Origin of the sequence: Gemmobacter fulvus, from assembly GCF_018798885.1 — a bacterium.
Lineage (GTDB): Bacteria > Pseudomonadota > Alphaproteobacteria > Rhodobacterales > Rhodobacteraceae > Gemmobacter > Gemmobacter fulvus.
In genome coordinates, this window is record NZ_CP076365.1 from 41,104 (window position 1) to 65,262 (window position 24,159).

Below are 24,159 nucleotides of genomic sequence, written 5' to 3' on the forward strand. Positions count from 1 at the left end.
CGCCATCTCTTTCGCCGGTGTACCGCTGTTGCGGCGCATTGTCAGGCGCGCATCGAAGGCGCCTGTCGATGCCTTCGATGGTAATGTTCCGGCTTTCTATCGGTGTGTCCCGGCCGGGGCGCGCGACTCGCCCCGCCAGAATTACAGTGAAGCGTTACTCTGCCAATTCAGGCTTTGGGGACAGTTCCTCTGGCGATTTGGCCGACATGCCCAAAGCCTTGGCAACACCTTCGCCATAGTTTCGGTCGCAGCGCGTACAGTTGTCGATGTGACGCTGCTTTATGAAATCAGGAGCATCGCCCATGTTTCGCCCGGTGTTTTCAAACAGAACCTGTTGTTGTGCCGGTGTCATCAGTTGGAAAAGCTTGCGGGGCTGCGTGTAATAATCGTCGTCATCCTCGCGGAAATCGAACATTGCGGCGTTTCCGTCAATCTTGAGTGGCGGCTCCGCGTATTCGGGCTGATCGACCCATTGGCCAAAGCTGTTCGGCTGATAGTGCGGCAGCCTGCCGTAGTTGTCATCCGCCCGCCCAAGGCCATCTCGGTGGTTGCTCATGACCGGACATTTGGCGGCATTGACTGGCACCTGCTGGTAATTCACACCCAGTCGGTAGCGCTGTGAGTCCGGATAATTGATCAACCGCGTCTGAAGCATCTTGTCGGGCGAAACGCTGATTCCCGGCACGAGGTTCGATGGCGAGAAAGCGGCCTGCTCGACATCTGCGTGATAGTTTTCCGGATTGCGGTTCAGTTCGAATTCGCCGACTTCGATAAGTGGGTAATCTTCCTTGTACCAAACCTTGGTCAGGTCGAACGGATGAACGTGATAGGTTTCTGCCTCGGCTTCGGGCATCACTTGTACATACATCTTCCAGCGCGGAAAATCACCGCGTTCGATCGCATCAAAGAGATCGCGCTGATTGCTTTCGCGGTCATCGGCCACAACCGAAGCTGCCTCTGCGTCAGTCAGGTTTTCAATGCCCTGTTGGGTCCTGAAATGCAACTTCACCCAGAAACGCTCACCGGCGTCGTTCCAGAAGCTATAGGTATGGCTGCTGAACCCGTGCATGTTCCGGAAACTTTTGGGAATGCCGCGATCAGACATCACCACCGTGACCTGATGCAGGGCTTCGGGCAGAAGCGTCCAGAAGTCCCAGTTGTTTGTCGGGGAACGCATGTTGGTCCGTGGATCGCGTTTGACGGCCTTGTTGAGATCCGGGAATTTCTTGGCATCCCGCAAGAAGAACACAGGGGTGTTGTTACCCACCATGTCCCAGTTACCTTCTTCGGTGTAGAATTTGAGCGCAAAGCCGCGAATATCCCGCTCGGCATCTGCCGCGCCGCGTTCACCCGCCACAGTGCTGAAGCGGGCGAACATCTCGGTCTTCTTGCCAACTTCACTGAAAATTTTGGCGCGTGTGTAGTGGGTGATATCGTTGGTCACGGTGAACGTGCCGAACGCACCGGACCCTTTGGCGTGCATGCGGCGCTCCGGGATGACTTCGCGCACGAAATTCGCAAGCTTTTCGTTGAGCCAGATATCTTGCACCAACACGGGCCCACGTTTCCCTGCGGTCATTGAGTTCTGGTTGTCGACCACCGGAGCACCGAAAGCCGTTGTCAGGTGGGACACCGGACATTTACCCTTGTTTAAGACATCATCTGACATGGCCGTTCTCCCTCAAATAATGTGAATTTCCATGACACTTTAGAATGAGCATCAGGATTAATAAAGCGATGATGATGGAATAACAAAAACCACAGCCTGTAAAGTCGGTGGGGCGTTGTTGCACAACACTGACTGTCGAGGATTCACAACGTGAATCCATGCGGTTAGACGGGTTGCATGAGCAAGCCATCCCCCGCCCGCTACCGCACGACAAACTGGTCCAGTTACACTGCCTCGCTTTGCAGGCGCGGTTCGCTGTTGATCTGGCTGGACAAGGACATGACCTGGCTCTCGCCGCATGATGGCAGCCCCGGTCGCCCTGCGGTTTTCTCGGATGCCGCGATCCAGTTCTGATGGGGTGGACACCCCCGCCCGACGGCATCGCAATGTGCCATGGTGGTGATGTCGAAATCGCCACAGAGGAGAGGTGTCCATGGACGAGATTACCATAGTCGGGGTCGATCTGGCCAAGAGCGTTTTTCAGGTTCACGCCGCAAATTCAGACGGGCGAGCCGTCATCAGAAAGCGGCTGCCGCGCACTCGTTTCCTGTCCTTCATGTCACAGATCAAGCCCTGCGTGGTCGCGATGGAGGCTTGCGCAACCTCGCACCACTGGGCACGTGAACTGACTGCCCTCGGACACAACGTTCGTTTGATACCACCGATCTACGTGAAACCTTTTGTGAAGCGCCAGAAAAACGATGCCAACGACGCTGAGGCTATTGTCGAAGCGGCACTGAGACCAGCGATGCGCACGGTGCCAGTCAAATCGCAGGAGCAGCAGGCCCTTGCCATGCTGTTCCGGACACGCGAACTGCTGCTGACGCAAAAGACCCAGCTAATGAACGCGCTTCGAGCCCATCTGGCAGAGCATGGGGTCATCGTGGCGGGAGGTCGTCGATCAATTGATCCGTTCATCAGCGTTCTCGACGATGTGACAAACACGCTTCCTCATGTGGTGCGAAAGGTCGGGGCCATTTATCTGGACCGGATCGCCCAGACCGCTGGCGAAATCGAAGATCTGGAAAGGCAGATCGACGAGCAGGCCAAGGTGCATGAGATGGCACAGCGCCTGCGCACCATTCCGGGGGTCGGGCCGGTCACGGCTATGGCCGTCGAAGCTTTCGCTCCGGCCATGGAGAGCTTTGCGCGTGGCAGGGATTTCTCTGCCTGGCTCGGGCTTGTTCCCCGGCAGCACTCCAGTGGAGGCAAGCAGCGCTTGGGTCGAACTTCGAAAATGGGGCAGCGCGACATCCGCAGGTTGCTGATAAGCGGCGCGATGTCGATTATCCACTGGAGGGGTCGGAACGGTGGAAAGCCCGGATCATGGCTGGCGCGGATGCTTACATGTAAATCGCGGATGCTGACCGCCATCGCTCTGGCCAACAAGCTCGCCAGGATCATCTGGGCCATCATGACACGAAAGGACGTTTACAGGGATCCTGCGGGGGCGGTCTGCTGACCGCGTCCTGTCAGGAGCGTCGGTGACGCAAGTAGAGCACTGATCTCGTATGGGCAAAAGATCGACCGATCGGGGTGGGGCAGCCAGGGAAAGGCAAAGAGCTTCGAGCTCGCAGTTCTGATATGGCCTCCATCCGCGCATCACCATCCCGGCCAGCGGCACGAACGGCCGCGCATGAAGGCCTTACACATGTTAGCAGCCGGTCACTTGCTCGCGAAGATCACAAAAAATACTTGCGTAAGCGGGGGTATCCACACATGTCTGACGATCAAGGTGCTGTTCAAGCTGCCGCTCAGGCAAACGACCGGGATGGTGGCCAGCTTGCTGAAGTTGGCAGACCTGGACTGGGCCGTGCCCGACTATACGACCCTGTGTCGGCGGCAGAAAACTCTGGCTGTCCAGATCCCGTATCGGCGCGCCGATGGCCCCTTGAACCTGCTGGTGGACAGTACCGGGATAAAGTTCCTCGGTGATGGCGAATGGCAGGCGCGCAAGCACGGCGTGCAGGGCCGCCGCCAATGGCGCAAGGTCCATCTGGCCATGGATACCGCCACGTCCGACATCCGCGCCGTGGAGTTTACGCCCAGCAGCGACGGTGACAGCCCCGTTCTGCCAGAGTTGCTGGACCAAATCCCCGAAGGCGAGGAGATCGGCACAGTGACGGCGGACGGTGCCTATGACACCCGCCGCTGCCACACCGCCATCATCGACCGGCAGGCCACTGCTATCATCCCGATCCGTAAGAACGGGCGTCCATGGAAAGAGGACTGCCCGGCCGCGATCGCGAGAAACGAAACCCTGCGCGCCACCCGGCACTATGGCAGGGCATTCTGGAAACGCTGGACCGGATACCACGTCCGAAGCCGGATCGAGGCAAAGATGCGGTGCCTCAAGGCCTTCGGTGAGCGCATAGCAGCCAGAGACCCCGACCGCCAAACTGCAGAAATCCAGATACGCGTCGCCCTCATGAACCGCTTCTCAGCCCTCGGCACTGCCGAGATCGTCCGCGTGGCCTGATGCCAAAGGGGAAAGGGGTAATCATGCCTCAGGCGTAAGTTACGCAACAACGCCAGTCGGTGGCCTCCTTCGCGTTAGTGGCCGCTCAAATTCTAAAAACTGCGCCTTGTACTGCGAGTAATATGCCTCAGTTCCCGTCGTAGCGAAGGTCGGCTTCCCACCCTTCGAGACCGATGCTGCGCCATTGATAAAAGAGAAGTATGGGCTCACAGCAGCCGTTTGCCGCGCGCAGCGCAAAGGATCGGTTCGCGGACAAAGGGTGCATTCGCTGCGGATGCGCAGATGGCTGCTTCAGGTTTGGCGCACCGATAGGACATTGCAGCAGGTCGCGCCGGTTAGTCCGTATAGCTTTGGCAGGCATCAACTCCGTTGGCTGTCGAGGCAAGTAGCTGATCTGCATCACGGATGAGATCGGCGACCCGCCTGTCCGCCAGACGATACCGAACGAAGCGGCCTTTGCTGCGGCGACTGACCAGCCCGCATTCCAGCAGACAGCGCAGATGGTTCGAGACGTTGGGCTGACCCAAACCCGTATGCCCGACGATTTCCTGCACGTTGCGTTCGTCCGACACCAGCGCATCGAGGATCGTCAGACGGCTGGGATCGCTTAGGCCCCGGAAGAGCTTTGCCCGCAGTTCCAGTGTATCGGGTGCCGAAAGATCGTCTTGAATGTTTTGCGCTGTCATATCATTATCCACTGATACGTTAGCAGCGTACCTTTTCGCCCGCCACCACAAAAAGGATCGCACATGAGCCAGCCCGATAACAGCAAGTTGGCGACAGCCTCCTCCCCGATCCGAATGCGGGTGCAAGGCATGGACTGCGCGAAAGATGCCGCCGAGATCGAGCGCGCGGCCCGGTCTGCGGGCGTGGCCGAAGGCGACGTGAAAGTGTCCGCCGCCACCCACATCATGACATTGCGGATCGCGGACGGCGATCTGCCGAAAGTGCGGCCCGCGCTCGACGCGACCGGCTACGGTTTCGAGAAGATCGAGGACGGCGATACATCGTCCGATCCGGCCTACAAGGACCCGAGCTATCGCCGCGCGCTCTGGATCGTGGTCGCGCTCAATCTCGGATACGGCGTGGTCGAAATGTTCGGCGGGTTCCTGTCCGGTTCGCAGGCGCTGAAGGCAGACGCGCTCGATTTTCTGGGCGATGGTGCGATCACGTTTCTGGGCCTGCTCGCCATCGGCTGGAGCCTGACATGGCGGGCGCGGTCGGCGATGATCCAAGGCGTGTTTCTGGGCCTTCTGGGCCTTGGCGTTGTCGGCAGCACGCTCTGGCGTGTCCTCAACCAGACCACGCCAGAAGCCGGGTTGATGGGAGCCTTCGCGGTAGGTGCGCTGATCGTAAACATCCTCGCGGTGCTGCCGCTGCTAAAGCACCGCAAGGGTGATGCCAATATGCGAGCCGTCTGGCTGTTCTCTCGCAACGACGCCATCGGCAACCTCGCCGTGGTCATCGCCGCCGGGCTGGTCGCGTGGCTTGGCAGTGCATGGCCCGACCTGATCGTCGCGTTCGCGATCGCGGGGCTTTTCCTGCATTCGTCGTGGATGATCATCCGCGATGCCCGGAGTGACTTGGTGGAAGCTGACTAACTCCATCATGGTGCGACGCGCCGGACGAAAGCCGACATTCGCGCGCCCCGCAGCATCGGTGAGTCTGGGCTCGAAGCGGACCTGCGGCAGCGCGGCGGGAACGCTCGTTCGGGTTGGACTTTGGCCGTCGCTCCCGGCCCGGAGCCGACCTTCAGTCTCGGCTCAGGATGCTGCAGCGCTGCCCGTCGAAGCCGCCATTCGCTGCGCTTGCGAACCCCGGCGGAGGCGGAAGGCTAGCTCTCGGCACCAATACTGTCTCAACCCTTCAAAGATTTGGGTGAGGCCACCAATCCTCTGAAATGGGTCAGAAGTAAGTCGGCGCGAGATATGGTCTCACCCCCGGCCCGAGACAGCACGAGTCCGGACCACAGGGCGTAAAGGCTGATCGCAAGCTGGCGTGTTGGAAGCTGATAGCTCAGCTCGAAGCGCGTTTTCAGCGTTTCCAGAACCGAGGCTAGGGCGTCATAGCTAGCGTTGCGCGCGTGAGCGCACTGAGCGGCGAAATCGGCGTCACGCTGCGCCTGCAATTGCAGTTCGATCGCCAACAGGGACCATTGTGTTTGCTCCGCGATGGCCGTGAGGTGCTCTGAAAACCCTTCCAGAGCGTGATCAAGCGTATCGCTTGACACCGATTTCACCAGAGACTGCAGCAGGGCCGCTTCGCGTTCGATATGACGTTCGAGAACCGAAAGCAAAAGGTCCTGTTTGCTCGCGAAGTTGGAATAGAAAGCCCCCTGGGAGAACCCGGCCCGCTCGCATACGTTTCGAAGCGAGGTCGCATTGACCCCGCCTTCGGCGAACAGCATTTCAACCGCATCCAGAAGGCACTCGCGTGTGCGCTGTTGCTGTTCCTGTCGCGACAGTCGACGGGGGGCATCTGTCATGGCGAGAGTCTTCTGGCTGTGGCTCTGGGATCAGCGGTCATTCGCTCGAGAAGCCTTTGCGGACGTTGCTGATCCAGCTCCCCAGGGCCTTCAGCGCGGCACCGCCTTTGGCGGCCAGAGTATCGACTTCGGCCTCGAAGGCTTCATCACGCTGGGTCTCGGGTTCAGGCAAGGGAGGCAGGATATGCGCATAATACGTCCGATCCAGCAACCGGTGCAGCAACCTCTCGCCCAGGAACGGCTTGCCGCTATTCAGGGCGCGCGCGCCCCTGAGTAGATTGCGGATGTCATACTGGGTTGGGCTGATGTCGGGCGCCTGCTTGGGAATGTTCAGCAATTTGTAGACGCCGATCCGGGCGGTGCGGATAGAGGCCTCCATTGTGAATATTATGTCGTTGCGGGTTTCGACGAATTGCCCGATCAGGCCCAGATTCGTGCATCCTTCCGGCACGACCCGGGGCCGGTCGCCGGCGGCGCGTTTCATGAATTGCGCCGTGATATAGGGCATCAGCGCGGTACGCACCTTGGTGTTGGCGACCACATCATCGATCTGGTCTTCAATCCCCAGATGATAGCAGAGTTCGCTGAGAATCTCGCGTCCTGTGCACTCCGGCAAGGCCTTGCCGACATGATTGCCCGGCTGGTCCATCAAGAGGCCATAGACCCACAAGACAAGCGTGTCTTCAGGTTGATCGGGAAAATGGGGCTGACGGTTGCACGTCACGTTCAGCAGCCAGTTTGAGTCCGTGAAGGTAATGATACCGCCTGTCACTGTGCGTCCCGAATACGGGTCATTGACCGAAAGCGTCTTGAGCTTGTCGACAAGCGGCGAGGGTTTGCAGGTCAGGGTGGCGGACTCCCAGATCGACTGGTCGGTGTCGCCATAGAATTTTTCGGGATGGCCGAACACATCAGATTTTTCCGCCAGGTTCCGCCAGAGCGTCCAGCCGCTGTCCTGGCCGGGCTCGTGGCGTCCGACCGTCAGTTGGGGCACAGTATCCAGATCGCCATAGGCCGTGTTCTCCGTCATCGAGCCTGTCAGCGCAAAGACAAGATCGGTGTCCCCAACCTCCAGTCGTTGCGGCTGACCTGCGACAGTGCAGACAATGCCTGTCACGGTCTTTTGGGCGCCGGTCTCGCTCAGCTCCAGATCCTGCACGCGCGTGCCGAACTGAAAGCGCACGCCTTTTTCGCGCAGCATGCCCGCCAGCGGTTTGATGAAGGTATCATATTGATTGTACTTGGGAAAAACGAGGGCTGACAAATCCCCGAAACCGTCAACGGAATCTAGGAAGCGGTGCATGTACAGCTTGGTTTCCAGAAGGCTGTGACAGTTCTTGAACGCGAACATGGAGCGGAACAGCGCCCAGAAATTGCTGCTCAGAAAACCTTCGGAGAAGTATTCCTCAATGGTTATATCATCGAGGTCTTCTTTTCTCTTAAGCATCAGACGGATCATTTCCCATTGCTGGGAGTGGGTCAGCCCCATATCAGTGAAATCAACGATTTCACCCTGATTGCGCATCAGACGCGCCTTGGAATAATTGGGGTCGTTGTCATTCAGCAGGCGGTATTCATCCAATACCGAATAGCCTTCAGGGAGCTCTACGGCTGGGACATCCTGGAACATGTCCCACAGCGTGTCATAGTTCCAGTTCATCTCCCTGCCGCCCCGGATAAGGTAGCCGTCTTCGGGGTTGCCGGCGCCGTCCATTGAGCCGCCTTCGATATCCATCTCTTCAAGAACGGTGATATGGGCGGGCGGCATATGGCCGTCCCGGATTAGGTAAAATGCTGCGGCGAGCCCGCCAATTCCGCCACCGATTATCCAGGCTCTCCGGTCTTCCACGCCCGGCGTGGGGAGCGGGCGGTGCCGGGCATAGGGGCCAATGAAGTCGGGGGGCGGCAAGGTGTTTTTGGCCCGATGGCTCCAGTAGCCGGCTGTAGCGTCAGGTTCGTGCTCGAAACCATCCGGAGCGGTGGAAGGGCCGTAAAGGCCGGAGTGTGCGCCATGGGTCATGTGAGGCTCCGCTATCTGTATCTGGCCGTGTCAAACGTGACGACCTTGAAGACAATAGATAGTGTTCGATATTCAAATATCAAGTGATATGTGAAATGGTCGGATTTGGGTGACGGGCCAATCAGATGCGCTTGAGGTTGGCGACGAGATGGTGCGGGCGCTTGAGCTCCTCGTCCAAGCGGCCCGGGCTGCCGTCGGCGGCGATGCTGATGCTCATGGGACAAACCTCTCTTAAGCGGTGATGGCTGGCTGTGATCTCGGGGTTGGAGACTGATGCGACGCTGGCGGCAGCCGCCAAGACGCGCAGCGGGAGCCTGACCGATCCGGACGTCGCGAATGCCGGACGATGCTTGCGGCCATTATCGCGATGGCTGCGGGTTGCACGGTATCCCGCCCTTCCCTCCATTGAAGATCTCGGCGATGTCGCCCGCGTCGAGCGTGCCTGCCGTCTCGAGAGCGTCTGCAAGCTTCAGAAGTCGGTTACGAGGAGCCTCAACGAAGCATTGCGCCATCTGCGTGGCCGCCTGGAGCCGCGCATCGACAAGGTCGAGGAGATCGCCGTCCCGCAGCGGCGGATGCCCCGCGAGATCGATGTTGCGGTGGACCAGCGGATGGTCGGCACCGAGGCCGAGATTGGTTTCCATGGAAAGCGCGATGCGGGTGGCTTGGGCGAGGTCCCTGCAGGCCGGCTCGCCGCTTGCCGCGATGATGGGATCGAAGACCGCCGCCTCCGCCGCATGGCCGCGGGGGCAGACTGCGATACGCTTCATTAGCCACGCCTCGGTCTGCACCTCAAGCGGCTCCTCGGTCAGGGGCATTCTCACCCGCAGCGAACAGTTGGCTCCCGGCCTTAGTATCAATCAACCCAGACCCGGCGGAGCAAGTCAGGCTGAATGTCCGCTCAGATCGTGAAAACGCGCGGTGCTCGCACCCGCGGCGAAGGTCGGCTCCCCGCCCTCTGCGCACCAAGATCTGCGCTGGCGGCACACAAGCGTTCTTCAGATCGGCACCGCCGATCACTCTGTCGGCGATAGGCCCGGGGGCGCGCCTGCGCCCTGCCGGGCCCTCGGTAAGTGAGGCCGAAGCCTCACCCGAAGGGATCGTATTCCGAGACGATCACGACCTCGTCTCCGTCGATCTCATCGGCGGGGACGGCGCCGAAGGTTCCATCCCCTGCCTGGAAGACGACGATCGAAACCATGAGCGTGGCGGCGAGGGAGGCGGCGAAAGCGTGGGCATCTTTGCGGGACATCTGTTTGGCTCCTGTCTGGGAGGCGGGGGACCATCCCCCGCACGACAGGACCCCGCAGGCCCGAAGACTGGCTGACATCACCGGGTGCGTTCGGCTCGTCCGAATCCACCCGGCGGCACGGGCTTGCCCGTAGTCCGACCCCTCGCGGGTTGATCTCGAAGACGGGATTCGGGGCAAGGAAGGGAATGGCGAGCGGGGGATGGTGCCCCAACGTCAGGAGCCGGTTGTCCGGCTGATGCCTGGAACGCCGCAAGCCTCCCGGGCAGGCTCGTGGTTGAAGACTTTCGTCTTTGGGGATGGAACCTTCGACGCCCCGTGACATCGCGGGACGATAGTGTGATCGGTGAGGGGCTCGCCCGTCGGCAGGCCCCTCACGCCTTGTCAGGGCTCAGGCGGCCAGATCCGCGCCCCCTGCCCTATCGCCCTCCTCGGCGCCGACGATCTCGAGCCGCGCGTTGCGATAGCCCTCCCGCGCAATCCATAGCTCGGCTGCGGTGACGGACTCCGCCAGATGCAGCAGCTCGGTGTTGCCACCGAAGTCCAGCAGCACGCGGACCTGCCCGGGCTTCGGTTCCTCGGCCACTTCGAAGATCAGACGGCTGTCGGCCGAGTGGCTGCGCATGATGGTCACGAGGATCACCCCGTCCGACGAGAAGTTCCCCTCATGCAGCGTGAAGGAGGCCGGTGCCGTCCAGGTCGGGTAGACCCGGGGCGGCTCCTTCTTCACAAGGCGACCGACACCGTTCGAGCGCTCCCAGGCCGCGAGTTTCTTCGTGAAACGTGTCGGCGGCTTGAAACTGCCGTCGGTATAGCGGATCAGCGCCCCGAGAGGGGCTGTGTCGATGATGGTTGTTGCAGACATGATTCCTCATCTCGAATGCGAGTACTTGCATTCATCATATTGTTATTGCTGTATATTGTGAGATTGAAGGGCGGGTTTCCCCGCCCCCCGGATGGCTCAGATCACTCCGCCGCCATCATCGACGCGGCGCTCACCGGCAGATCAGCCGTCAGGAAGGCCGGGAGATCGATGTCTTCGGGCTCGCCCGCATCTTCCCCCTGCCCTTCTCCGACCGCCTCGCCGTCGAACGTCACCAGATCGACCCGGCGCAGGACCTCGGGCAACCAGCCGCTGCCCTTGAGAAGCCGCTCGGCCTCGACGGCCATCTCGCCCTTCTTCAGGTGATCGAGCAGCTGCGCGGTCCCCTCGCCCTTCGCCTCGCGCACGGCCTCGAGGATCCGGGCCTTCGGCACACGGTTGAGATAGCCATCGACCGTCGGCTCCCAGCCCGCTTCGACCATGTCAAGATCGACCGCACGGGCTACCAGATCGGCATGGGCCATGCGGCGGGTCAGACCGCTAGCGGAGATGCCCGCGCCATAGGGGTTCACCTTTTCATGGAGCGCGTTGATCCCGAAGCTGAGGCAATGCGCCAGCAGAGCCAGACGGCTGCCCTGGTCGAGGACCGTCAGATACTCCCAGAGCGCCGCATCGTCTCCGAGGGGCAGATCGGCTTCCCAGGCTGCGTGACGCTCATCGACCAGCTTCGCCACCACGCTGTCCTTCAGATCGGTCGCCTGCGCAGACATGTAGACATGACGCACCGAGGCCTCGAGGGAGCTGCCCGTGGCAGAAGAGGTGCGGAAGGTATCCGTCACCAGCTTCAGAAGCAGGAGCGTCAGCGCCACGTCCGGCGAACGCCCGATTGCCTCGCGCAGCGCCAGGGTCCGGTGGGCCGTCAGTTCCATGACCAGCCGCTCGGGCAGCGGCTTCAGCGCGCCGTCATCGTCCTCCTCGGTCGGATCAGGACCGATCGGCTGACCACCCGAAGTGATGACGGTGCCCCCGACGGAGGTCACCGACGGTTTCCAGTTCGATACACCGACATCATCCCCCTGCCCCGTGGCATCCGCGCCATCACCATCCTGGACCGCGGTCTCCTCGCGCGGCTCGTCTTCGGGCCGGACATAGCTTCGATAGATCGCAAGGCTGCCATCCCGATCCAGCGTGACGAAGACGCCAGCACGCCCGACTTCGACCTCATCGTAGATCAGCGGCCGCTGCTCGAGCGCTTCCATCGCCATCTCGAGCTGACCGAGCCGGGCATCGATCTCCTCGGGGTATTCGTCCTGGCCGGAATATTCTTCCTCCAGCGCGCGGTACTCGGCGAGGAGCGAAGCGTGTGCCGCGCTTTCCTCCTCGGTCATCGGTGCAGGGTCACCGGCCAGGCGCCGCAGACCATGGCTGTAGCCATAGGGCAGGTCGGTCGCCACCTTGATCCACTTCCAGCCTTCTGTGGCGAGCGCTTCGGCCTCAGCCTGAAGCTTCTCAGCCACCATCAGGTCCAGAAGAGCAAGGTCCTCGAGCCAGCCGCCGTCATCGCCCTGGAAGAGATCGCGCAGCACGATACCGCCTGCCGCCTCATAGGCATCGACACCGACGAAGACCGCGCGACGATCAGACGCCCGGACCGAGGTCTCGGTCAGCATGCGCCGGATGGCATAGGGCTCCTTGTTCCACGAGTTCTTCACAGCCTCCCAGACCTGCGCCTGACGCGCGTGATCCGGGTTCACCGTGAACGCCATCAGCTGTTCCAGCGTCATCCCATCCACGGCGTAGACCTCAAGCAGGGCAGGGGCCACGGAAGCCAACTTCAGGCGCTGCTTCACGATTTGCGGCGTGACGAAGAAGGCCGCCGCAATCGCCTCCTCGCCTTGACCCTTCTCGCGCAGAGCCTGGAACGCACGGAACTGGTCGAGCGGGTGCAGGGCAATGCGCTGCATATTCTCTGCGAGCGAGTCGTCCTCGGCGAGGATCTCCGACGCCGTATCCCGCACGATGCAAGGGATCGGCGCGGTCTTGGCCAGCCGCTTCTGCTTCACCAGCAGCGACAGCGCCTGGAAACGACGGCCGCCGGCCGGGATCTCGAACATGCCGGTTTCGACCCCTTCAGCATCGAGCACGGGCCGTACGTTCAACCCCTGCAGCAGGCCGCGCCGCGCGATGTCTTCCGCGAGCTCTTCGACAGAGACGCCTGCCTTGATGCGCCGGACGTTGGACTGGCTCAGCACGAGCTTGTCGAAGGGGATGTCCCGCGAGGGGGACAGCGTGATTTTCTGGGCTGCTTTCGCCATCAGATATTCTCCACGACGGGCGCCGGAAGCCACTCTCCCGATCTCACTTCCCGTCACCCCTCAACCCACCAACCTTTTCCTCTCTTCTGCTACCGACGCATCGCCGCGTGACTTAACAGCTGTAAAGTCGCGCCGAACTTGATGATCGCTCCAAGAGACTTAACAGCTGTTATGCAGCATTTCGCCGGGACATCAGCGCCATGACCATCGGCCCACAGGAGAACTCGCCCGCCGCTGCCTTGGATGTCAGCGCACGGAGGTAGCCACCGGGCGACCGGATGTCCGCAAAGCGTTCCAGCATGGCGACAACAACGATCGATGCCTGCTCGGGCCCCATGAACCGTTGCGCTTCTTCCCAAGCGGACGCACTGATCCCCATGGCCGGCCGCACATGACAAGCGGCGTCGAAAAGCTGATGCCAGTGCCGAATATCGCCCTGGTAAAAGGTTTTGAGCGACGGGCAGCCAGCGATCACCAGATGGAGCGGGATCTTTGGCACGCGTCTTGTGTCCGCTTCTTCCACGTCAGCACCAGGCGCATCCGCTTTAGCATCTGGCGCACCGGCCGCCGCCCCGCCTTTCTCTAAGGCAGGTTCAAGATCTATAGATTCTTCATTTGAATTATGATGGTGACGCTCAGTATTGGCACCATTGGTGTTCATTTCTTCTGTTTCAGGGCCATCAATGACGTTGCGTGCGCGATCGAGAAGGGCTTCAAGGTCGGTCCGATATGCGGAGAGCTCCTCAAGCGTGAGCTTGCGGCGCAGGGCGCGCGCTGTGAGGACAGCCTTGTCGCGAAACTGATCCCACAGGCCAAGGCCGGGCTGGATCTCCTCTCCAAACTCCGCGAGGGCAGCGAGATCGCGCCGCATCAGGCTCACGACCTCCCGCAGTCGCCGCACACGGTCCTCGGCCTCACGCACGGCCTCTGCGGCCCGTGCCACCTCTTCGGACCGGCAGTAGAGTGGCGAGAGATCGAAGCCGAAAGCCACGCGCTCTTCGCCATGCTTGCGGACATACCTCTTCCCGTTGGGGCTATCGCGGCGCATGAGCAAGCCAGCGTCCACCAGGCGGGCAATGTGCCTGCGCATGGTGGAGCAGGGCATGCCATTCAGCCGCTCGCAGATCGCCTTGTTGGACGGGAAGACGACCATTTCAGCGTTCCCGCCAAGCGCATCGTCCGGGAAGAAGCTGAGAAGACCCTGCATGACCGTCAAATCACGTTCTGTGACCCCAAAGGCCGCTTGCGCCTTGGACAGTTCGCGCAGGAGTTCCCACTTGTTGATGGGCTTACCCGGAACAGATACCTCAGGCCGCTCGACCACACGCAGATGGGCGTGCGAGATCGGCCGCATAAACGGCGAAATCGGTGTGTACTCCATGATGTCATTCACGAAGGCAAAATTTCCCTGGCCCGCGAATCGCTTTGCGCTTGCGGGAAAGGGGCCAGATCGCTACATTCAGAGGTGCGAAAACTGAGTTTTGTAGCGGGCTGGTCCCGTGCGAAACCTAAGAAAGGTCTCGTGAAGCTTGCTTCTCGGGGCCTTTTTCTTTTCTGCCTGTCTCGTGCCTCCTTTTTGGTTGTTGCTCTTCCTCAGTCTTCCTTGCGCTTCCAGCGCTCGTGAAGCTCGGCGATCAGCTGCGGGGCCTTGCCCTCAAGCCAGCTGACAAAATCTCTGTCCTCGGCCTTCAGCTCGAGCTTGAACTGTCGGCCGCGGCGCCCTGTCGCGATGGTTGCAGCCCCGACACCCGGAATGGCCACACTAGGTGCCCCTCGGGGGCTTGATGGGCGGGTCGGCCGCTCTGCCTGCACCACTGCGGCGAGGACGGCCAGGAACGCGGCGTCCGACTTTTCGTCAGGTCCACCGGAGTGAGAGGACCTGGTCTCTGCCGCTACTGCAGCGAGGTTCTCGCGGTCCACAGATGCATCGCCCAGTGACTTCTTGAGTTCCTCCCAACGAGGCCGGCCGATACCTGGCGCAGCACCTATCGCTAGGACGAGGCTCTCGCCAACCGCGCGGACGACGCTTAACAGCTGCGACACACCAGCTTCGGTAAGACCTAGAACCTCTGCCACGCCCTTGTTGGTGCGTTCCGCCTCTCCCAGGTGATCGCCATTGAGCAAGGCTGCCGCCACCAAGGCACGTTCGATGAAGCTCAGGTCGCGGCGTTCTTGGTTCTCGAGCAGCTGATCCCGAAGCGCCTGATCCCCGTCCATTTCGGTGATGATCGCACGGACCTTGATCCCGAGATCCCGGCAGGCTTCAAGCCGACGCCGCCCGTAGATCAGGCTGTAGCGATCCCCTTCGAGAGGTCGCACGAGGATCGGCACCCGTTGGCCACTTCTGGAGATCGATGCCTTCAGCCCCGCAATCTCGATTTGAAGACGGTCATCCAGCCTGCCCACGGTCTCGACATGGTCAGGCTCGATCTCGAATACGCCGCCCCGCAGCCTGCGCCCCTCAAGAGCGTCGGGGGCATTGCGCAAGGTCTGCAAGGGCAGTCCCAATTTAGGCTTTCTTGCCATTGCGTCCCCACGTGCTCTGGATGATCGCGGCGATCTCGTCATTGACGGCATTCATGGACTCGATGGCGCGGTCGAAGGTCTGGCGCGTGAAGTCCTTCTTGTCCGCCTCATACAAGGTCTGCTTGGTCAGCCCGGCATCCGATATCGCCGTCGACTCGACCATGTGGTTCGTCAGCACCGAACGCCCGAAGAGCCCACGAATGAAAGCGATGACCTCGGTCTGCGGGGCGTCGCCCACCTTGTAGCGGGTCGGCAGGAACCGGAGCCAATCGAACCGCAGGTTGGCGCCTGCATCGCGGATCACGCCCAGCAGGTCGGCCGTCATCCGCAGGAACTGCGACATGGACATGAGGTCAAGCATCTGCGGGTGGACCGTCACCAGGACGCCCGAGGACGCGGAAAGGGCAGACATGGTCAGGAAGCCCAGTTGCGGAGGGCAGTCGATCACGACGACATCGTAGTCACTTTCGACGCTGTCGAGGGCGTCTCGGACTCTCGCGAAGAAAGCGCGGGCACCGCCACGCTGGATCGCGGCCGGGGTCTCGTGCTCGAACTCCATGAGCTCGAGATTGCCCGGAATGAGATCCAGGCCACGGATGTAGGTCTTCCTGATGACCTCGGAAACCGGAACAGGGTCGTCATACCGGACTGCGTCGTACAGCGTCCCGCCTTCCATGAGGTCCAGTTCAGGCTGGATCCCGTGCAAGGCGGACAACGACGCCTGCGGGTCCAGATCAATGGCCAGCACACGATAACCCTTGAACGCGAGTCTCTGCGCAAGGTGCGCTGATGTGGTGGTCTTGCCGCTTCCACCCTTGAAATTCACAACGGAAATGACTTGCAGCTCGTCGCCCTTACGACGGCCCGGCACATACGTTCCCGGCTTCTTGGCGTTGGCCTCAAGGCTTTGTCTGATCTCCCAGACATCGTCGAGGGTGTAGCGGCGATGGCTACCGGCCGTCGTTTCAACGTCGGTGATCTTGCCTTCTCGATGAAGTTTGCGAAGGTAGGTATGATCGACACCGAGCAACTCGGCCGCCTCACCGCTCGTCAAGCTGCGCATCACCTTCTTCGCATCGGGTGGGAAGTGCGCTGCACGTTGTGCATGCAGGTTCGAAGCCAAGAGTTCGGCGTAGTGACCAATGGCGACGTCCAGGTCTTTGTCTATCTCGGTCATGCCCCGCTCGATCCGTGGGCGCGATTTTTATGTGACCGCGCGTTATTTTTCGAGACTATTGCCTGACCGATCAGATTCGCGCAAGCACTTTCTAAATCTGGTGTCAGCCACTGCGTGACGCACAAGAGTAGCCCAAGCTCGCGGACAGGCTTGCCCATGTAGCTAGTTTGATATACATTACTGATCGTATATCCACGCAGGAGGCCAAAATGCAGGTCGCAAAATGGGGCAACTCGCTTGCCGTCCGCCTGCCCGCCGAGCTTGTTCGGGAGCTTGGCCTCAAGGAAGGCGATCAGATCGACCTGGTCAAGGACGACCGCCAGGTCAGAGTCCGTCGTCTGGCGCGCGCGGATGAGGTGCTGACGGGTCTGCGCCAGTTCCGGGGCAAGCTGCCCGCTGCAGAGCGCCTGAGCCGCGATGACGCGCATGAGCGCTGAGTTCGCGGATACGAATGTCGTTCTTTACCTGCTCGACGACGGCTCGAAGGCCGATCGCGCCGAGGTCATCCTGGGGCAGGGGCCCCGGATCAGCGTTCAAGTCCTGAACGAGACGCTGGTCAACTGTCGCCGCAAGGCTGGCCTGAGTTGGGAGGAAGCAGGGGCGTTTCTCGAGGGCGTGCGCGCCTTGTGTCCCGTCGAAGACCTGACCCTTCAGACCCATGACGTCGGCCGCGCCTTGGCGGAACGCTACGGCTTCTCGATCTACGACGCGATGATCGTGGCCAGCGCTTTGGTTGCAGGCTGCACCACGCTGTGGAGCGAGGACATGCAAGATGGCCTGCTGGTGGAAGGCCAACTTCGCATCATCAACCCCTTTGCGCGAGCGGACAGTTTCTGAGCTTGTGTCGCGTTTGGTTCCCGATTTCAATTGAAGCGATTAGCTGAAATCTGAGCGGTCGCGTTCGAGCTTATCATTTCACTAAAGGCGCTGCGGTGGGGCAGGGGGGTCACAATCCCGCGGCCTTGGTCAGGTTCACCCGGAACCTGTCGCGGCGTCGCTGGTATCGGCGGGTCATCTCTGCGCTGGCATGACCAAGCTGCTTTTGAACGTAGCGCTCATCAACTTCCGCGCTGCTGGCAAGGCCTGCGCGCAGGGAATGGCCCGAGAACAGCCGCACGCGCTCGGCTTCAGGCAGATCAGGGCGTAGCCCGGCCTCGCGGGCGCAGGACTTGATCAGCCGGGCGACGTGCTTGTCCGACAACCGCTCGCTCGTAGCTTTCAGGCCGTTGCGTGACGTGGCGACGAAGATCGGGCCGAAGTCGATCCTTGCGTAATGCAGCCACTGCGTCAGGGCATGGACCGGGCAGGTCTGATCTGATGAGCCGCGGGCGATTTCGACCTCGCGCCAACCGGTCTTGCCGCGCAGGGTGAGGAGCACGCCGTCCTCCAAGATCTCGACCCAGCCGCCGGAGTCAGGCGTGTCATCCTTGCCGTGGTCGAGGCTGACAATTTCGGACCGACGCAGGCCACCAGCAAAGCCGATCAGCAGGATCGCCCGGTCGCGCAGGCCGCGCAAATCGTGGGGGAGGGTTGCCAGCATGTCGCGCAGGTCTTCCGGCAGAATGGCCTCTTTCTGTGCTGGTGGCCGTGCGTGCTTGCGGCGGATGCCAGCCAGGACGCTGGCAATGTGCCGATCTTTGCGGTCGAGCCGCTCTCCGCGCTGCGCATAGCCCCAGGTCAGGCCAGACAGCCGCCGTTCTATAGAGGAGGCCGAGAGGGCAGGTGCTTTGCCGCTCGGCGCTGCCAGATCGGCGATGTAGAGGCCGATCAGCTGGGACGACGAGGGGAGAGGGTCCGCGCCACGCATCCGGCACCAGCGCGCGAAGTGGGCCCAATCCTTGGTGTAGGCCTTCAGCGTGTTCTCCGACGCCGCCTGACGCGCATAGTCACGCGCCGTTTCGACCAGGCGGTCGAGCGTGCCCGAGCCAGCGACATGGGAGGGCAGGGCGATCGTGTCGCGCTCCGTATCAGCGCTGTCGTCCCGCTCATGGCGATCGGGACGTTCCGGGGGTTCTGAAGGCGATTTCTCGGGCGTTTCGGTCATACCGTCGAGCATACTCCCGGCACGTCCGATAATGCAACATTATTGGACATAATGGCGCTGACAAAGCTGCGGCGCTATTGGTGCATTTAGCTGGTAGAAAGCGCCGTCATAATGTAGGCTGCCGGCATGAGAAAACCGCGCGCCGAGCCTTTGGAAACCTTGCCGATGCTGCCCCCGCTGCCGGGCTGGATCGGTGCTGCCCCGGCAGAAACCCTTGAGGCAGCGGCCTTCCGCTCTGGGGCCGCGCTGGCGCATCTGAGCCAAGTGACCGCGGCCGGGGATGTGCCTGTGGCGCTGTGGCGGGACCGCTTGGCTTTGGTGGCGGCCGGGAACTGCGCTGAAATGGCGGGGCGCAGGGAAGGGCCGGGCGCCTTGCGCGATGCCCTGCACCTGACGGGTCCGGGCGACGACCCCGGCCCGGCGGGACGGCTTTTGCAGCAGTGGTCACGCGCGGTGGCCCGGCCTGTCTCGGTCGCGCATCTGACCAATGCGCTGCAAGGGATCGTGGCCGAGCGGATCGCGCTGTGCCTTGATGCCATGGGGCAGACCCCGGTCGACCGCGCGGCGCATGTCATTGAGGCGGTGCTGACAGATCACCCGCGGGCCGAAACTGCGGCGCTGATCCTTGCCGATGCGGTTCTGGCAAAGGGGGTGGGGGCAACGCATGTGCTGCCACTTCTGGCGCTGACGCTCAGGCCCCGCGACCTGCGCCTGCGGGGCGATGATCTGCGTCTGGCCTGTCACCGCGCCGTGGTCTCTGCCATCGGCGGGCAGGTGCTGCCACTGGCCGGGGACTTGGCCCGGGCGGCGGCCCGCCTGCGGGCGGTGGCCCCAAAGCTGCGCGCCAAGGCGGCGGGCCGGGCGGTCGATCTGTTCCTGTCGCGCGATGCGCTGGCGCCGGGGGCATTGGCCTTTATGTCGGATCGGGCCGCGCGACGGCTCTGCGACCGACTGGTTGCGCTCGGCGCCGTGCGCGAACTGACAGGGCGGGACACGTTCCGTCTGTACGGGGTCTAAGCATGGGGCGGCGCGAGGACACAGAACTTGACCGCGAATTGGCCGTTCTTCCCCCTGAGATGCGCTGGCGGGAATGGATGCGACGAATCGAGGCGGTGCTGTTTGCAAGCGCGACCCCGGTGGCGCGCGAGGATCTGGCGCGGGTCGTGGGGCAGGGGGCCTCAGTCGATCTGTTGATCGAGGATCTGGCAGTGGATCTGGAGGGCCGACCCTATGAGGTGGCACAGGTGGGCAAGGCGTGGATGCTGCGCACGCGCGCGGCCTATGCCCCAGCGATCCGCGCCGCGGCGGATGTGGACGGCCAAGCGCTGAACCTGTCAGAATACGATCTGGCCGTGCTGGCGGCGATCGCATTCCACCAGCCGGTAAGCCGCGACGGGCTGAAGGACATCTTCGGCAAAGAGATCAGCCGTGATCTGATCGGCAGGTTGGCCGAGCGTGACCTGATCGGCACCGGCCCGCGCGAACCCCGGCGCGGCGCGCCCTACACTTTTGTCACCACCGAGACCTTCCTTGCCACCTTCGGGATGGCGTCCTTGCGCGACCTGCCCGATCCCGAGCAACTCGCAGATGCCGGCCTCGCGGGCAGGTCGGAGGCTCACGACATTTAAGGAGCGGGTTGAGCTTCGGCCGCAGATCGGCGGGCTTCATGAAGCTGGGTCGCTGCCCGCAGCAGGGCGGCCAGATCAGTCGCTCTGGGGGAGGAGGCCCGCCGCAGCCCTGCAGTTTCAGCAAGCTGATCCGTGAGTTCCTTGACCAATCCGTTGTGGTTTCCAGCGGCATTGGCAAGCCGGACCCAAAGGTTCAGCGGGCCACCACCTTTGTGGCCAACTATTCCGCTCTGCCCTTCCGACAGCCGCCGGAAGAAATCGTGGCGAATCCGATGCGACAGTTGCGGGATCGTTGATGTCGTCGTACCGACGGGCACCGGGCATATTGCAATCCTCTCTGGCAGGGTTTTCCGTTTGCCCCGGCCCACGCCAAGTGCGAGCCCTGCTGTGTCAAGACGAAGCAGATCGTCGATCAGCCGCTCGAGACGCCGGGCGCCTGGGTTTGCCGGGTCCGTCGGTTTGGCGAGAGGAGCGTCGCAGAAGGCGCAGTATTGCTGTGAAACAAGGCGATCCTGTCTGAACGGCGCAAGGCCCTGACCGCAAGACGGGCAGCGGTCGCGCAATCGGCAGCCATGGCGAAAGCAGGACACGCGGGTTGCCAGAGTCCAACTCTGCCGGAAATAGGGCGCCTCGTCTTCCCGCAGGCAGGTGGGACAGAACTGCAGCCAACAGGACTGCGCCGTCGATGTCCCTGCATCTTGCGGCCGGCTCCGCAGCTGCAAGCGCACGCTCGACAAGGGACTGTGGGCCAGACAAAGTCCGTCAATATCTTCGGGGCAGATCGACGTATGGTCGAGCAGGATGCGGCGAACTGCCTCCGGAAGATGCCGGTCAAGTTGTGCCGACCATGTCTCGCCGGCCACTCCGAGCACCGCTCCAAAATAGCGCGGCGGCACACCATTGGCATGTGCAAGCCGATGCAGCCAGCTTGACAAAAGCTCGCCAGGAGCCGGCCTGATGTCCACCGGCCAGCGATGTCCCGCCGCCACTCTATAGCGGCGGGCCGGGGAGACGATGATCCTCGGCGCATTGCTGGTCATGTCATTGAATGGCGCAAGGCCGAGTTCCGTCGCCGTGACAGCGGCACATAGCCGAGGGCCATGACGGTGCTGGACGTGATCCGTTCCTCACCGCTCTCAATAGCTGCAACCGCCGCCCGGGTGACGATGTCGACCACCTCGCCAATCAGCCCTTCCGACAGATCATGGATCATTCTGGCAAGGGGCAACCGCGAGAGGTTAGAGGCTTGGGCAAGCGGAATGCTCGCCTCGAGACTGTCGAGAAGGGCTGCAAAATCCTCGTCGAAACCCCACCGCGGCACTGGGACCGTATCAAATCGTGATCCCATTTCATCGGTGTCGTGCAGCGCATCGTAGACGGCGATTTCGCCGACAAGCACGGGCGAGATGTCATGCACCCGTGCGATCCGCCGCAGGAACGAGAAGATTGCCTTCACATCCTGCCTGCGCCCACGCAGCGCACTATAGAACTCGTCGAAGATGAGCAGGCGCGGCTTCAGGCTGTCGAGAAGATGATCGACCTGTTCGCTGGCGCGGGACAGGCTGCGCCAGCCGGCAGCCTGCGGGGCGCGCAGTCCGGACAGAATGCTGGCGTAGAAATGCGACAGGCCTGCCCCCTCCCGGGTCTGGATCACCCAGACCCTTTGCCGGTCGGCACGGCGCAGATGTTCGACGGCGAAGCGTTCGGCGATCATGGTCTTGCCGTTGTGATAGGGACCAGCAATCAACAAGCCGCGTGGGCGGAGTGATGGCGGACGTTCCAGCAGCTGCCGCAACGCATCATGTGCCGCAGAGGCACCGGGATGGCCTATCCAGCGTGGCGCCCGAATATGAGCAATGCGGGTGGCAGCATCCGCATCGAGCAACGCTGAGGTTGATGGTAGGAGATGGTCGGCCATGCTACCAGGTCTCCACAGGAAAGACGCGGCGGGGTCGGTCAGGTTCTGGTCCGGTATGGGTCGCCTCTGAAACGTGCCCGACATTTTGATACGCCTTCGGCGCGTCTGCGGCGTGTCGGGCCCGGGTCATTTCCCGCAGGTGAGCCTTCGTGGATCTGGCCCCGGCGACCGTTGCCGCGATTTCCCGGCGCAGAAGCGTCTTTTCCTGCGCCGGTCGTTGTTGGCTCTCTCGCATGCGCGCTCGGTCGGCTTCATGCTGCCAAAGGGTGATTGGCATGGTCACCCCGTCCCGCCGCTTTACCGGACGCCAGATCCGCGTGTCGGGATCGGCGATGTAGATCCGGCTGATGTCCCGGGGGTCGTAGCATAGATCCAGAGGTGGCAACCGGTCACGGCGGGCGACGAGAGGCCCAAGCCATTGCTCGAAGTAGTCGATGGCGAACACGCTGACGCCTTGGGGAGAGATGCGGCGTGTTGTGCGGGGGAGAAAGTTGAGCAGGACTTGGTCAGGATCATCGATCGGCCGGTCCGTCGGTGGAAGTCGCCGCTCCCATTCGAGGCGAGGCACGGTCAGCTTGCGCGCGTTCTGGGTCTGGTTGTGATCGATGATTGCCAGGGCAATGCAGCGCTCGAGGGCCGCGAAGGTCAGACTTGCCCGCTTGTCGGACGAATAATCTCCGCGGTCCGCGATCGACCGACCGGTCTTGCCGGGAAGGGAGCGAAGCACCGTGTTCACCTTGCCCAGGAGCCGTTCGACAACGCCACCCCGGTGAACCGTTCCCTTGTTCCGGGTGCGGACGCTGATGCCGAAATCGGCACATCCCGTCGTGAAGGTGCTGCTCTGGAACTCCTTAGCGGAGTCCACGACGATCTGCTTGGGCCGGCCATGCATCGCCCATGGATGGGCAATCCCGCGTTCTGCCAGCCAGTCATCCTTGCGGCACATCGCGTGCGCAAGGCACAATGCCACCGAGAGTCGGGAAGGGCGCTCGAGGGTGAGGCAAAAGCCGATGATTGCACTGGTCGCCACATCGGCGGCGATGGTCAGATAGGGTCTACCCACGAAAACGCCGTGGTCGTCGATCACCTCGACGAACTGGATATCGGCCGGCGTGTGATCGATCTGGACGACGTCAAGGGAGTGGCTGGCGCGGATATATCCCGGACGCGGCTTCAGGCGGTGCAAGTGTTTGCCACCGGAAAGCCGCCGCCGCGCGATCTCCTCGGGGGAGAACAGTTTGGCAATCCGTCTGGCAACCGTGACATAGGCCGGGGGCTTTAGCCCTTCGTCGGCACAGCGCGCGCGGATTTCGTCGACGATCGGGGCGAGATCAGGTTGCTCCGGCTGCAGCCACATCTCCCGCAACGTCTCGGAAATGATGGCTTCAACGCCGATCGATATCCTCGCACGCCGCGCACCGTTTGTTCGCGGCAGAACCGACGACACACGTCGCTCCCCACGATACCGGGCGAGGTGATTGTAGACCTGACGGGTCGACAGGCGCAGTTCCACCGCTGCCCGGCTGACAGCCTCCCGCATTGGCAAGTCCCCGTCCAGAACGCGGTCCAACTCGCGGGCAATCCGAACCGCCTTCGACCAAGCTTCCTCTGAAGCGCGGGAAGCTGCCCGTTCCAAGGGCCGATCTTTGCTGAGCGTTGTCATTCCGCCGTGCCCTTCGAACCCTATTGAAGCCCTAAATGAAATTGAAATTGCAAAGCAAAAACCCTCGCCGCTTCCAGAGCTACCTTGTGGAAATCATGTGAAAACCACGCAGTGAAATCGTGAAGGAAAAGCGACACCGGCTTTTCGGGCCGACCGAGGCGGG

General features: G+C 62.0%; 22 protein-coding genes and 1 pseudogene. 8 read left to right on the top strand and 15 right to left on the bottom strand.

Features of this window, described 5'->3' with window-relative positions; genetic code table 11:
* Positions 1-154 precede the first annotated feature (154 nt).
* The gene (locus KM031_RS21105; protein ID WP_038068513.1) at positions 155-1,669 is read right to left on the bottom strand and encodes a catalase; all 1,515 of its coding nucleotides are present in this window, start codon (positions 1,667-1,669) and stop codon (positions 155-157) included.
* A 177-nt stretch (positions 1,670-1,846) separates the two neighbouring features.
* Here KM031_RS21105 and KM031_RS21110 point away from each other — a divergent pair.
* The 3 genes and pseudogenes from KM031_RS21110 to KM031_RS21120 form a co-directional block, all read left to right on the top strand.
* Positions 1,847-2,020: pseudogene (locus KM031_RS21110) on the top strand (transposase); the annotation flags it as partial.
* Positions 2,021-2,102: 82 nt separating this feature from the next.
* Positions 2,103-3,131, top strand: a complete 1,029-nt coding sequence (locus KM031_RS21115; RefSeq protein ID WP_215508073.1) for an IS110 family RNA-guided transposase — start codon at positions 2,103-2,105, stop codon at positions 3,129-3,131.
* Positions 3,132-3,170: 39 nt separating this feature from the next.
* The gene (locus KM031_RS21120; RefSeq protein WP_371879027.1) at positions 3,171-4,148 is read left to right on the top strand and encodes an IS5 family transposase; all 978 of its coding nucleotides are present in this window, start codon (positions 3,171-3,173) and stop codon (positions 4,146-4,148) included.
* Positions 4,149-4,483: 335 nt separating this feature from the next.
* Here the strand turns inward: KM031_RS21120 and KM031_RS21125 are convergent, their stop codons facing one another.
* Positions 4,484-4,834 (bottom strand): ArsR/SmtB family transcription factor, encoded by a 351-nt coding sequence (locus KM031_RS21125; protein ID WP_007803330.1) that lies wholly within the window; start codon positions 4,832-4,834, stop codon positions 4,484-4,486.
* Positions 4,835-4,897: 63 nt separating this feature from the next.
* Here KM031_RS21125 and KM031_RS21130 point away from each other — a divergent pair, with 63 nt between their 5' ends.
* Entirely contained in the window at positions 4,898-5,749 is an 852-nt protein-coding gene (locus KM031_RS21130; RefSeq protein WP_007803328.1) for a cation diffusion facilitator family transporter, read from the top strand.
* 257 nt (positions 5,750-6,006) lie between these two features.
* On the opposite strand, the gene KM031_RS21135 is transcribed toward KM031_RS21130, so the two are convergent.
* From KM031_RS21135 to repA, 9 genes are all read right to left on the bottom strand, one after another.
* A complete protein-coding gene (locus KM031_RS21135) occupies positions 6,007-6,633 on the bottom strand; it encodes a TetR/AcrR family transcriptional regulator (protein WP_215507916.1) in 627 nt (208 codons plus the stop codon).
* A 37-nt stretch (positions 6,634-6,670) separates the two neighbouring features.
* Entirely contained in the window at positions 6,671-8,653 is a 1,983-nt protein-coding gene (locus KM031_RS21140; protein ID WP_088238998.1) for an oleate hydratase, read from the bottom strand.
* 359 nt (positions 8,654-9,012) lie between these two features.
* On the bottom strand, positions 9,013-9,471 hold the full coding sequence (locus KM031_RS21145; RefSeq protein WP_215507918.1) for an ATP-dependent metallopeptidase FtsH/Yme1/Tma family protein: 459 nt from the start codon (positions 9,469-9,471) through the stop codon (positions 9,013-9,015).
* A 269-nt stretch (positions 9,472-9,740) separates the two neighbouring features.
* The gene (locus tag KM031_RS21150) at positions 9,741-9,905 is read right to left on the bottom strand and encodes a hypothetical protein (RefSeq protein WP_007803240.1); all 165 of its coding nucleotides are present in this window, start codon (positions 9,903-9,905) and stop codon (positions 9,741-9,743) included.
* Between the two features lie 388 nt (positions 9,906-10,293).
* Entirely contained in the window at positions 10,294-10,767 is a 474-nt protein-coding gene (locus KM031_RS21155; protein ID WP_215507920.1) for a UCP036055 family protein, read from the bottom strand.
* 101 nt (positions 10,768-10,868) lie between these two features.
* The gene (locus tag KM031_RS21160) at positions 10,869-13,040 is read right to left on the bottom strand and encodes a ParB/RepB/Spo0J family partition protein (protein ID WP_215507922.1); all 2,172 of its coding nucleotides are present in this window, start codon (positions 13,038-13,040) and stop codon (positions 10,869-10,871) included.
* Between the two features lie 169 nt (positions 13,041-13,209).
* A complete protein-coding gene (repC, locus tag KM031_RS21165; RefSeq protein WP_215507929.1) occupies positions 13,210-14,421 on the bottom strand; it encodes a plasmid replication protein RepC in 1,212 nt (403 codons plus the stop codon).
* Positions 14,422-14,633: 212 nt separating this feature from the next.
* Positions 14,634-15,566 carry a plasmid partitioning protein RepB gene (gene repB / locus KM031_RS21170; protein WP_215507924.1) on the bottom strand — a complete coding sequence of 311 codons (933 nt, stop codon included), beginning with the start codon at positions 15,564-15,566 and terminating at the stop codon, positions 14,634-14,636.
* Complete coding sequence (gene repA / locus KM031_RS21175) at positions 15,550-16,743, bottom strand: plasmid partitioning protein RepA (protein WP_010400282.1); 1,194 nt, start codon at positions 16,741-16,743, stop codon at positions 15,550-15,552. The genes repB and repA overlap by 17 nt, the downstream gene beginning before the upstream one ends.
* 209 nt (positions 16,744-16,952) lie before the next feature.
* Here repA and KM031_RS21180 point away from each other — a divergent pair, with 209 nt between their 5' ends.
* Both KM031_RS21180 and KM031_RS21185 read left to right on the top strand, forming a co-directional pair.
* Positions 16,953-17,180 carry an AbrB/MazE/SpoVT family DNA-binding domain-containing protein gene (locus KM031_RS21180; protein ID WP_215507926.1) on the top strand — a complete coding sequence of 76 codons (228 nt, stop codon included), beginning with the start codon at positions 16,953-16,955 and terminating at the stop codon, positions 17,178-17,180.
* Positions 17,170-17,580 carry a PIN domain-containing protein gene (locus KM031_RS21185; RefSeq protein ID WP_215507927.1) on the top strand — a complete coding sequence of 137 codons (411 nt, stop codon included), beginning with the start codon at positions 17,170-17,172 and terminating at the stop codon, positions 17,578-17,580. The genes KM031_RS21180 and KM031_RS21185 overlap by 11 nt, the downstream gene beginning before the upstream one ends.
* A gap of 109 nt (positions 17,581-17,689) precedes the next feature.
* Here KM031_RS21185 and KM031_RS21190 read toward each other — a convergent pair whose 3' ends face one another.
* Complete coding sequence (locus KM031_RS21190) at positions 17,690-18,787, bottom strand: tyrosine-type recombinase/integrase (protein WP_371879026.1); 1,098 nt, start codon at positions 18,785-18,787, stop codon at positions 17,690-17,692.
* A 126-nt stretch (positions 18,788-18,913) separates the two neighbouring features.
* Here KM031_RS21190 and KM031_RS21195 point away from each other — a divergent pair, with 126 nt between their 5' ends.
* Together KM031_RS21195 and scpB are read left to right on the top strand one after the other, a co-directional pair.
* Positions 18,914-19,804, top strand: coding sequence for a DUF1403 family protein (locus tag KM031_RS21195; protein ID WP_215507973.1), 891 nt, complete (start codon positions 18,914-18,916; stop codon positions 19,802-19,804).
* 2 nt (positions 19,805-19,806) lie between these two features.
* Complete coding sequence (scpB, locus tag KM031_RS21200) at positions 19,807-20,415, top strand: SMC-Scp complex subunit ScpB (protein WP_215507975.1); 609 nt, start codon at positions 19,807-19,809, stop codon at positions 20,413-20,415.
* On the opposite strand, the gene KM031_RS21205 is transcribed toward scpB, so the two are convergent.
* The 3 genes from KM031_RS21205 to KM031_RS21215 are packed head-to-tail and all read right to left on the bottom strand — an operon-like array spanning position 20,412 to position 23,996.
* On the bottom strand, positions 20,412-21,455 hold the full coding sequence (locus KM031_RS21205) for a TniQ family protein (protein WP_215507977.1): 1,044 nt from the start codon (positions 21,453-21,455) through the stop codon (positions 20,412-20,414). The two genes, scpB and KM031_RS21205, sit on opposite strands and share 4 nt — an antisense overlap.
* Positions 21,452-22,333 carry a TniB family NTP-binding protein gene (locus tag KM031_RS21210; RefSeq protein WP_215507979.1) on the bottom strand — a complete coding sequence of 294 codons (882 nt, stop codon included), beginning with the start codon at positions 22,331-22,333 and terminating at the stop codon, positions 21,452-21,454. The genes KM031_RS21205 and KM031_RS21210 overlap by 4 nt, the downstream gene beginning before the upstream one ends.
* A gap of 1 nt (position 22,334) precedes the next feature.
* Complete coding sequence (locus tag KM031_RS21215) at positions 22,335-23,996, bottom strand: TnsB C-terminal domain-containing protein (RefSeq protein WP_246567487.1); 1,662 nt, start codon at positions 23,994-23,996, stop codon at positions 22,335-22,337.
* Positions 23,997-24,159: the final 163 nt, after the last annotated feature.

Bases quoted from the DNA above. Each gene is read 5' to 3' on its own strand.
- KM031_RS21105 (WP_038068513.1), bottom strand. From the start codon at position 1,669: ATGTCAGATGATGTCTTAAACAAGGGTAAATGTCCGGTGTCCCACCTG.
- KM031_RS21115 (WP_215508073.1), top strand. From the start codon at position 2,103: ATGGACGAGATTACCATAGTCGGGGTCGATCTGGCCAAGAGCGTTTTT.
- KM031_RS21125 (WP_007803330.1), bottom strand. From the start codon at position 4,834: ATGACAGCGCAAAACATTCAAGACGATCTTTCGGCACCCGATACACTG.
- KM031_RS21130 (WP_007803328.1), top strand. From the start codon at position 4,898: ATGAGCCAGCCCGATAACAGCAAGTTGGCGACAGCCTCCTCCCCGATC.
- KM031_RS21135 (WP_215507916.1), bottom strand. From the start codon at position 6,633: ATGACAGATGCCCCCCGTCGACTGTCGCGACAGGAACAGCAACAGCGC.
- KM031_RS21140 (WP_088238998.1), bottom strand. From the start codon at position 8,653: ATGACCCATGGCGCACACTCCGGCCTTTACGGCCCTTCCACCGCTCCG.
- KM031_RS21145 (WP_215507918.1), bottom strand. From the start codon at position 9,471: ATGCCCCTGACCGAGGAGCCGCTTGAGGTGCAGACCGAGGCGTGGCTA.
- KM031_RS21150 (WP_007803240.1), bottom strand. From the start codon at position 9,905: ATGTCCCGCAAAGATGCCCACGCTTTCGCCGCCTCCCTCGCCGCCACG.
- KM031_RS21155 (WP_215507920.1), bottom strand. From the start codon at position 10,767: ATGTCTGCAACAACCATCATCGACACAGCCCCTCTCGGGGCGCTGATC.
- KM031_RS21160 (WP_215507922.1), bottom strand. From the start codon at position 13,040: ATGGCGAAAGCAGCCCAGAAAATCACGCTGTCCCCCTCGCGGGACATC.
- repC (WP_215507929.1), bottom strand. From the start codon at position 14,421: ATGGAGTACACACCGATTTCGCCGTTTATGCGGCCGATCTCGCACGCC.
- repB (WP_215507924.1), bottom strand. From the start codon at position 15,566: ATGGCAAGAAAGCCTAAATTGGGACTGCCCTTGCAGACCTTGCGCAAT.
- repA (WP_010400282.1), bottom strand. From the start codon at position 16,743: ATGACCGAGATAGACAAAGACCTGGACGTCGCCATTGGTCACTACGCC.
- KM031_RS21180 (WP_215507926.1), top strand. From the start codon at position 16,953: ATGCAGGTCGCAAAATGGGGCAACTCGCTTGCCGTCCGCCTGCCCGCC.
- KM031_RS21185 (WP_215507927.1), top strand. From the start codon at position 17,170: ATGAGCGCTGAGTTCGCGGATACGAATGTCGTTCTTTACCTGCTCGAC.
- KM031_RS21190 (WP_371879026.1), bottom strand. From the start codon at position 18,787: ATGACCGAAACGCCCGAGAAATCGCCTTCAGAACCCCCGGAACGTCCC.
- KM031_RS21195 (WP_215507973.1), top strand. From the start codon at position 18,914: ATGAGAAAACCGCGCGCCGAGCCTTTGGAAACCTTGCCGATGCTGCCC.
- scpB (WP_215507975.1), top strand. From the start codon at position 19,807: ATGGGGCGGCGCGAGGACACAGAACTTGACCGCGAATTGGCCGTTCTT.
- KM031_RS21205 (WP_215507977.1), bottom strand. From the start codon at position 21,455: ATGACCAGCAATGCGCCGAGGATCATCGTCTCCCCGGCCCGCCGCTAT.
- KM031_RS21210 (WP_215507979.1), bottom strand. From the start codon at position 22,333: ATGGCCGACCATCTCCTACCATCAACCTCAGCGTTGCTCGATGCGGAT.
- KM031_RS21215 (WP_246567487.1), bottom strand. From the start codon at position 23,996: ATGACAACGCTCAGCAAAGATCGGCCCTTGGAACGGGCAGCTTCCCGC.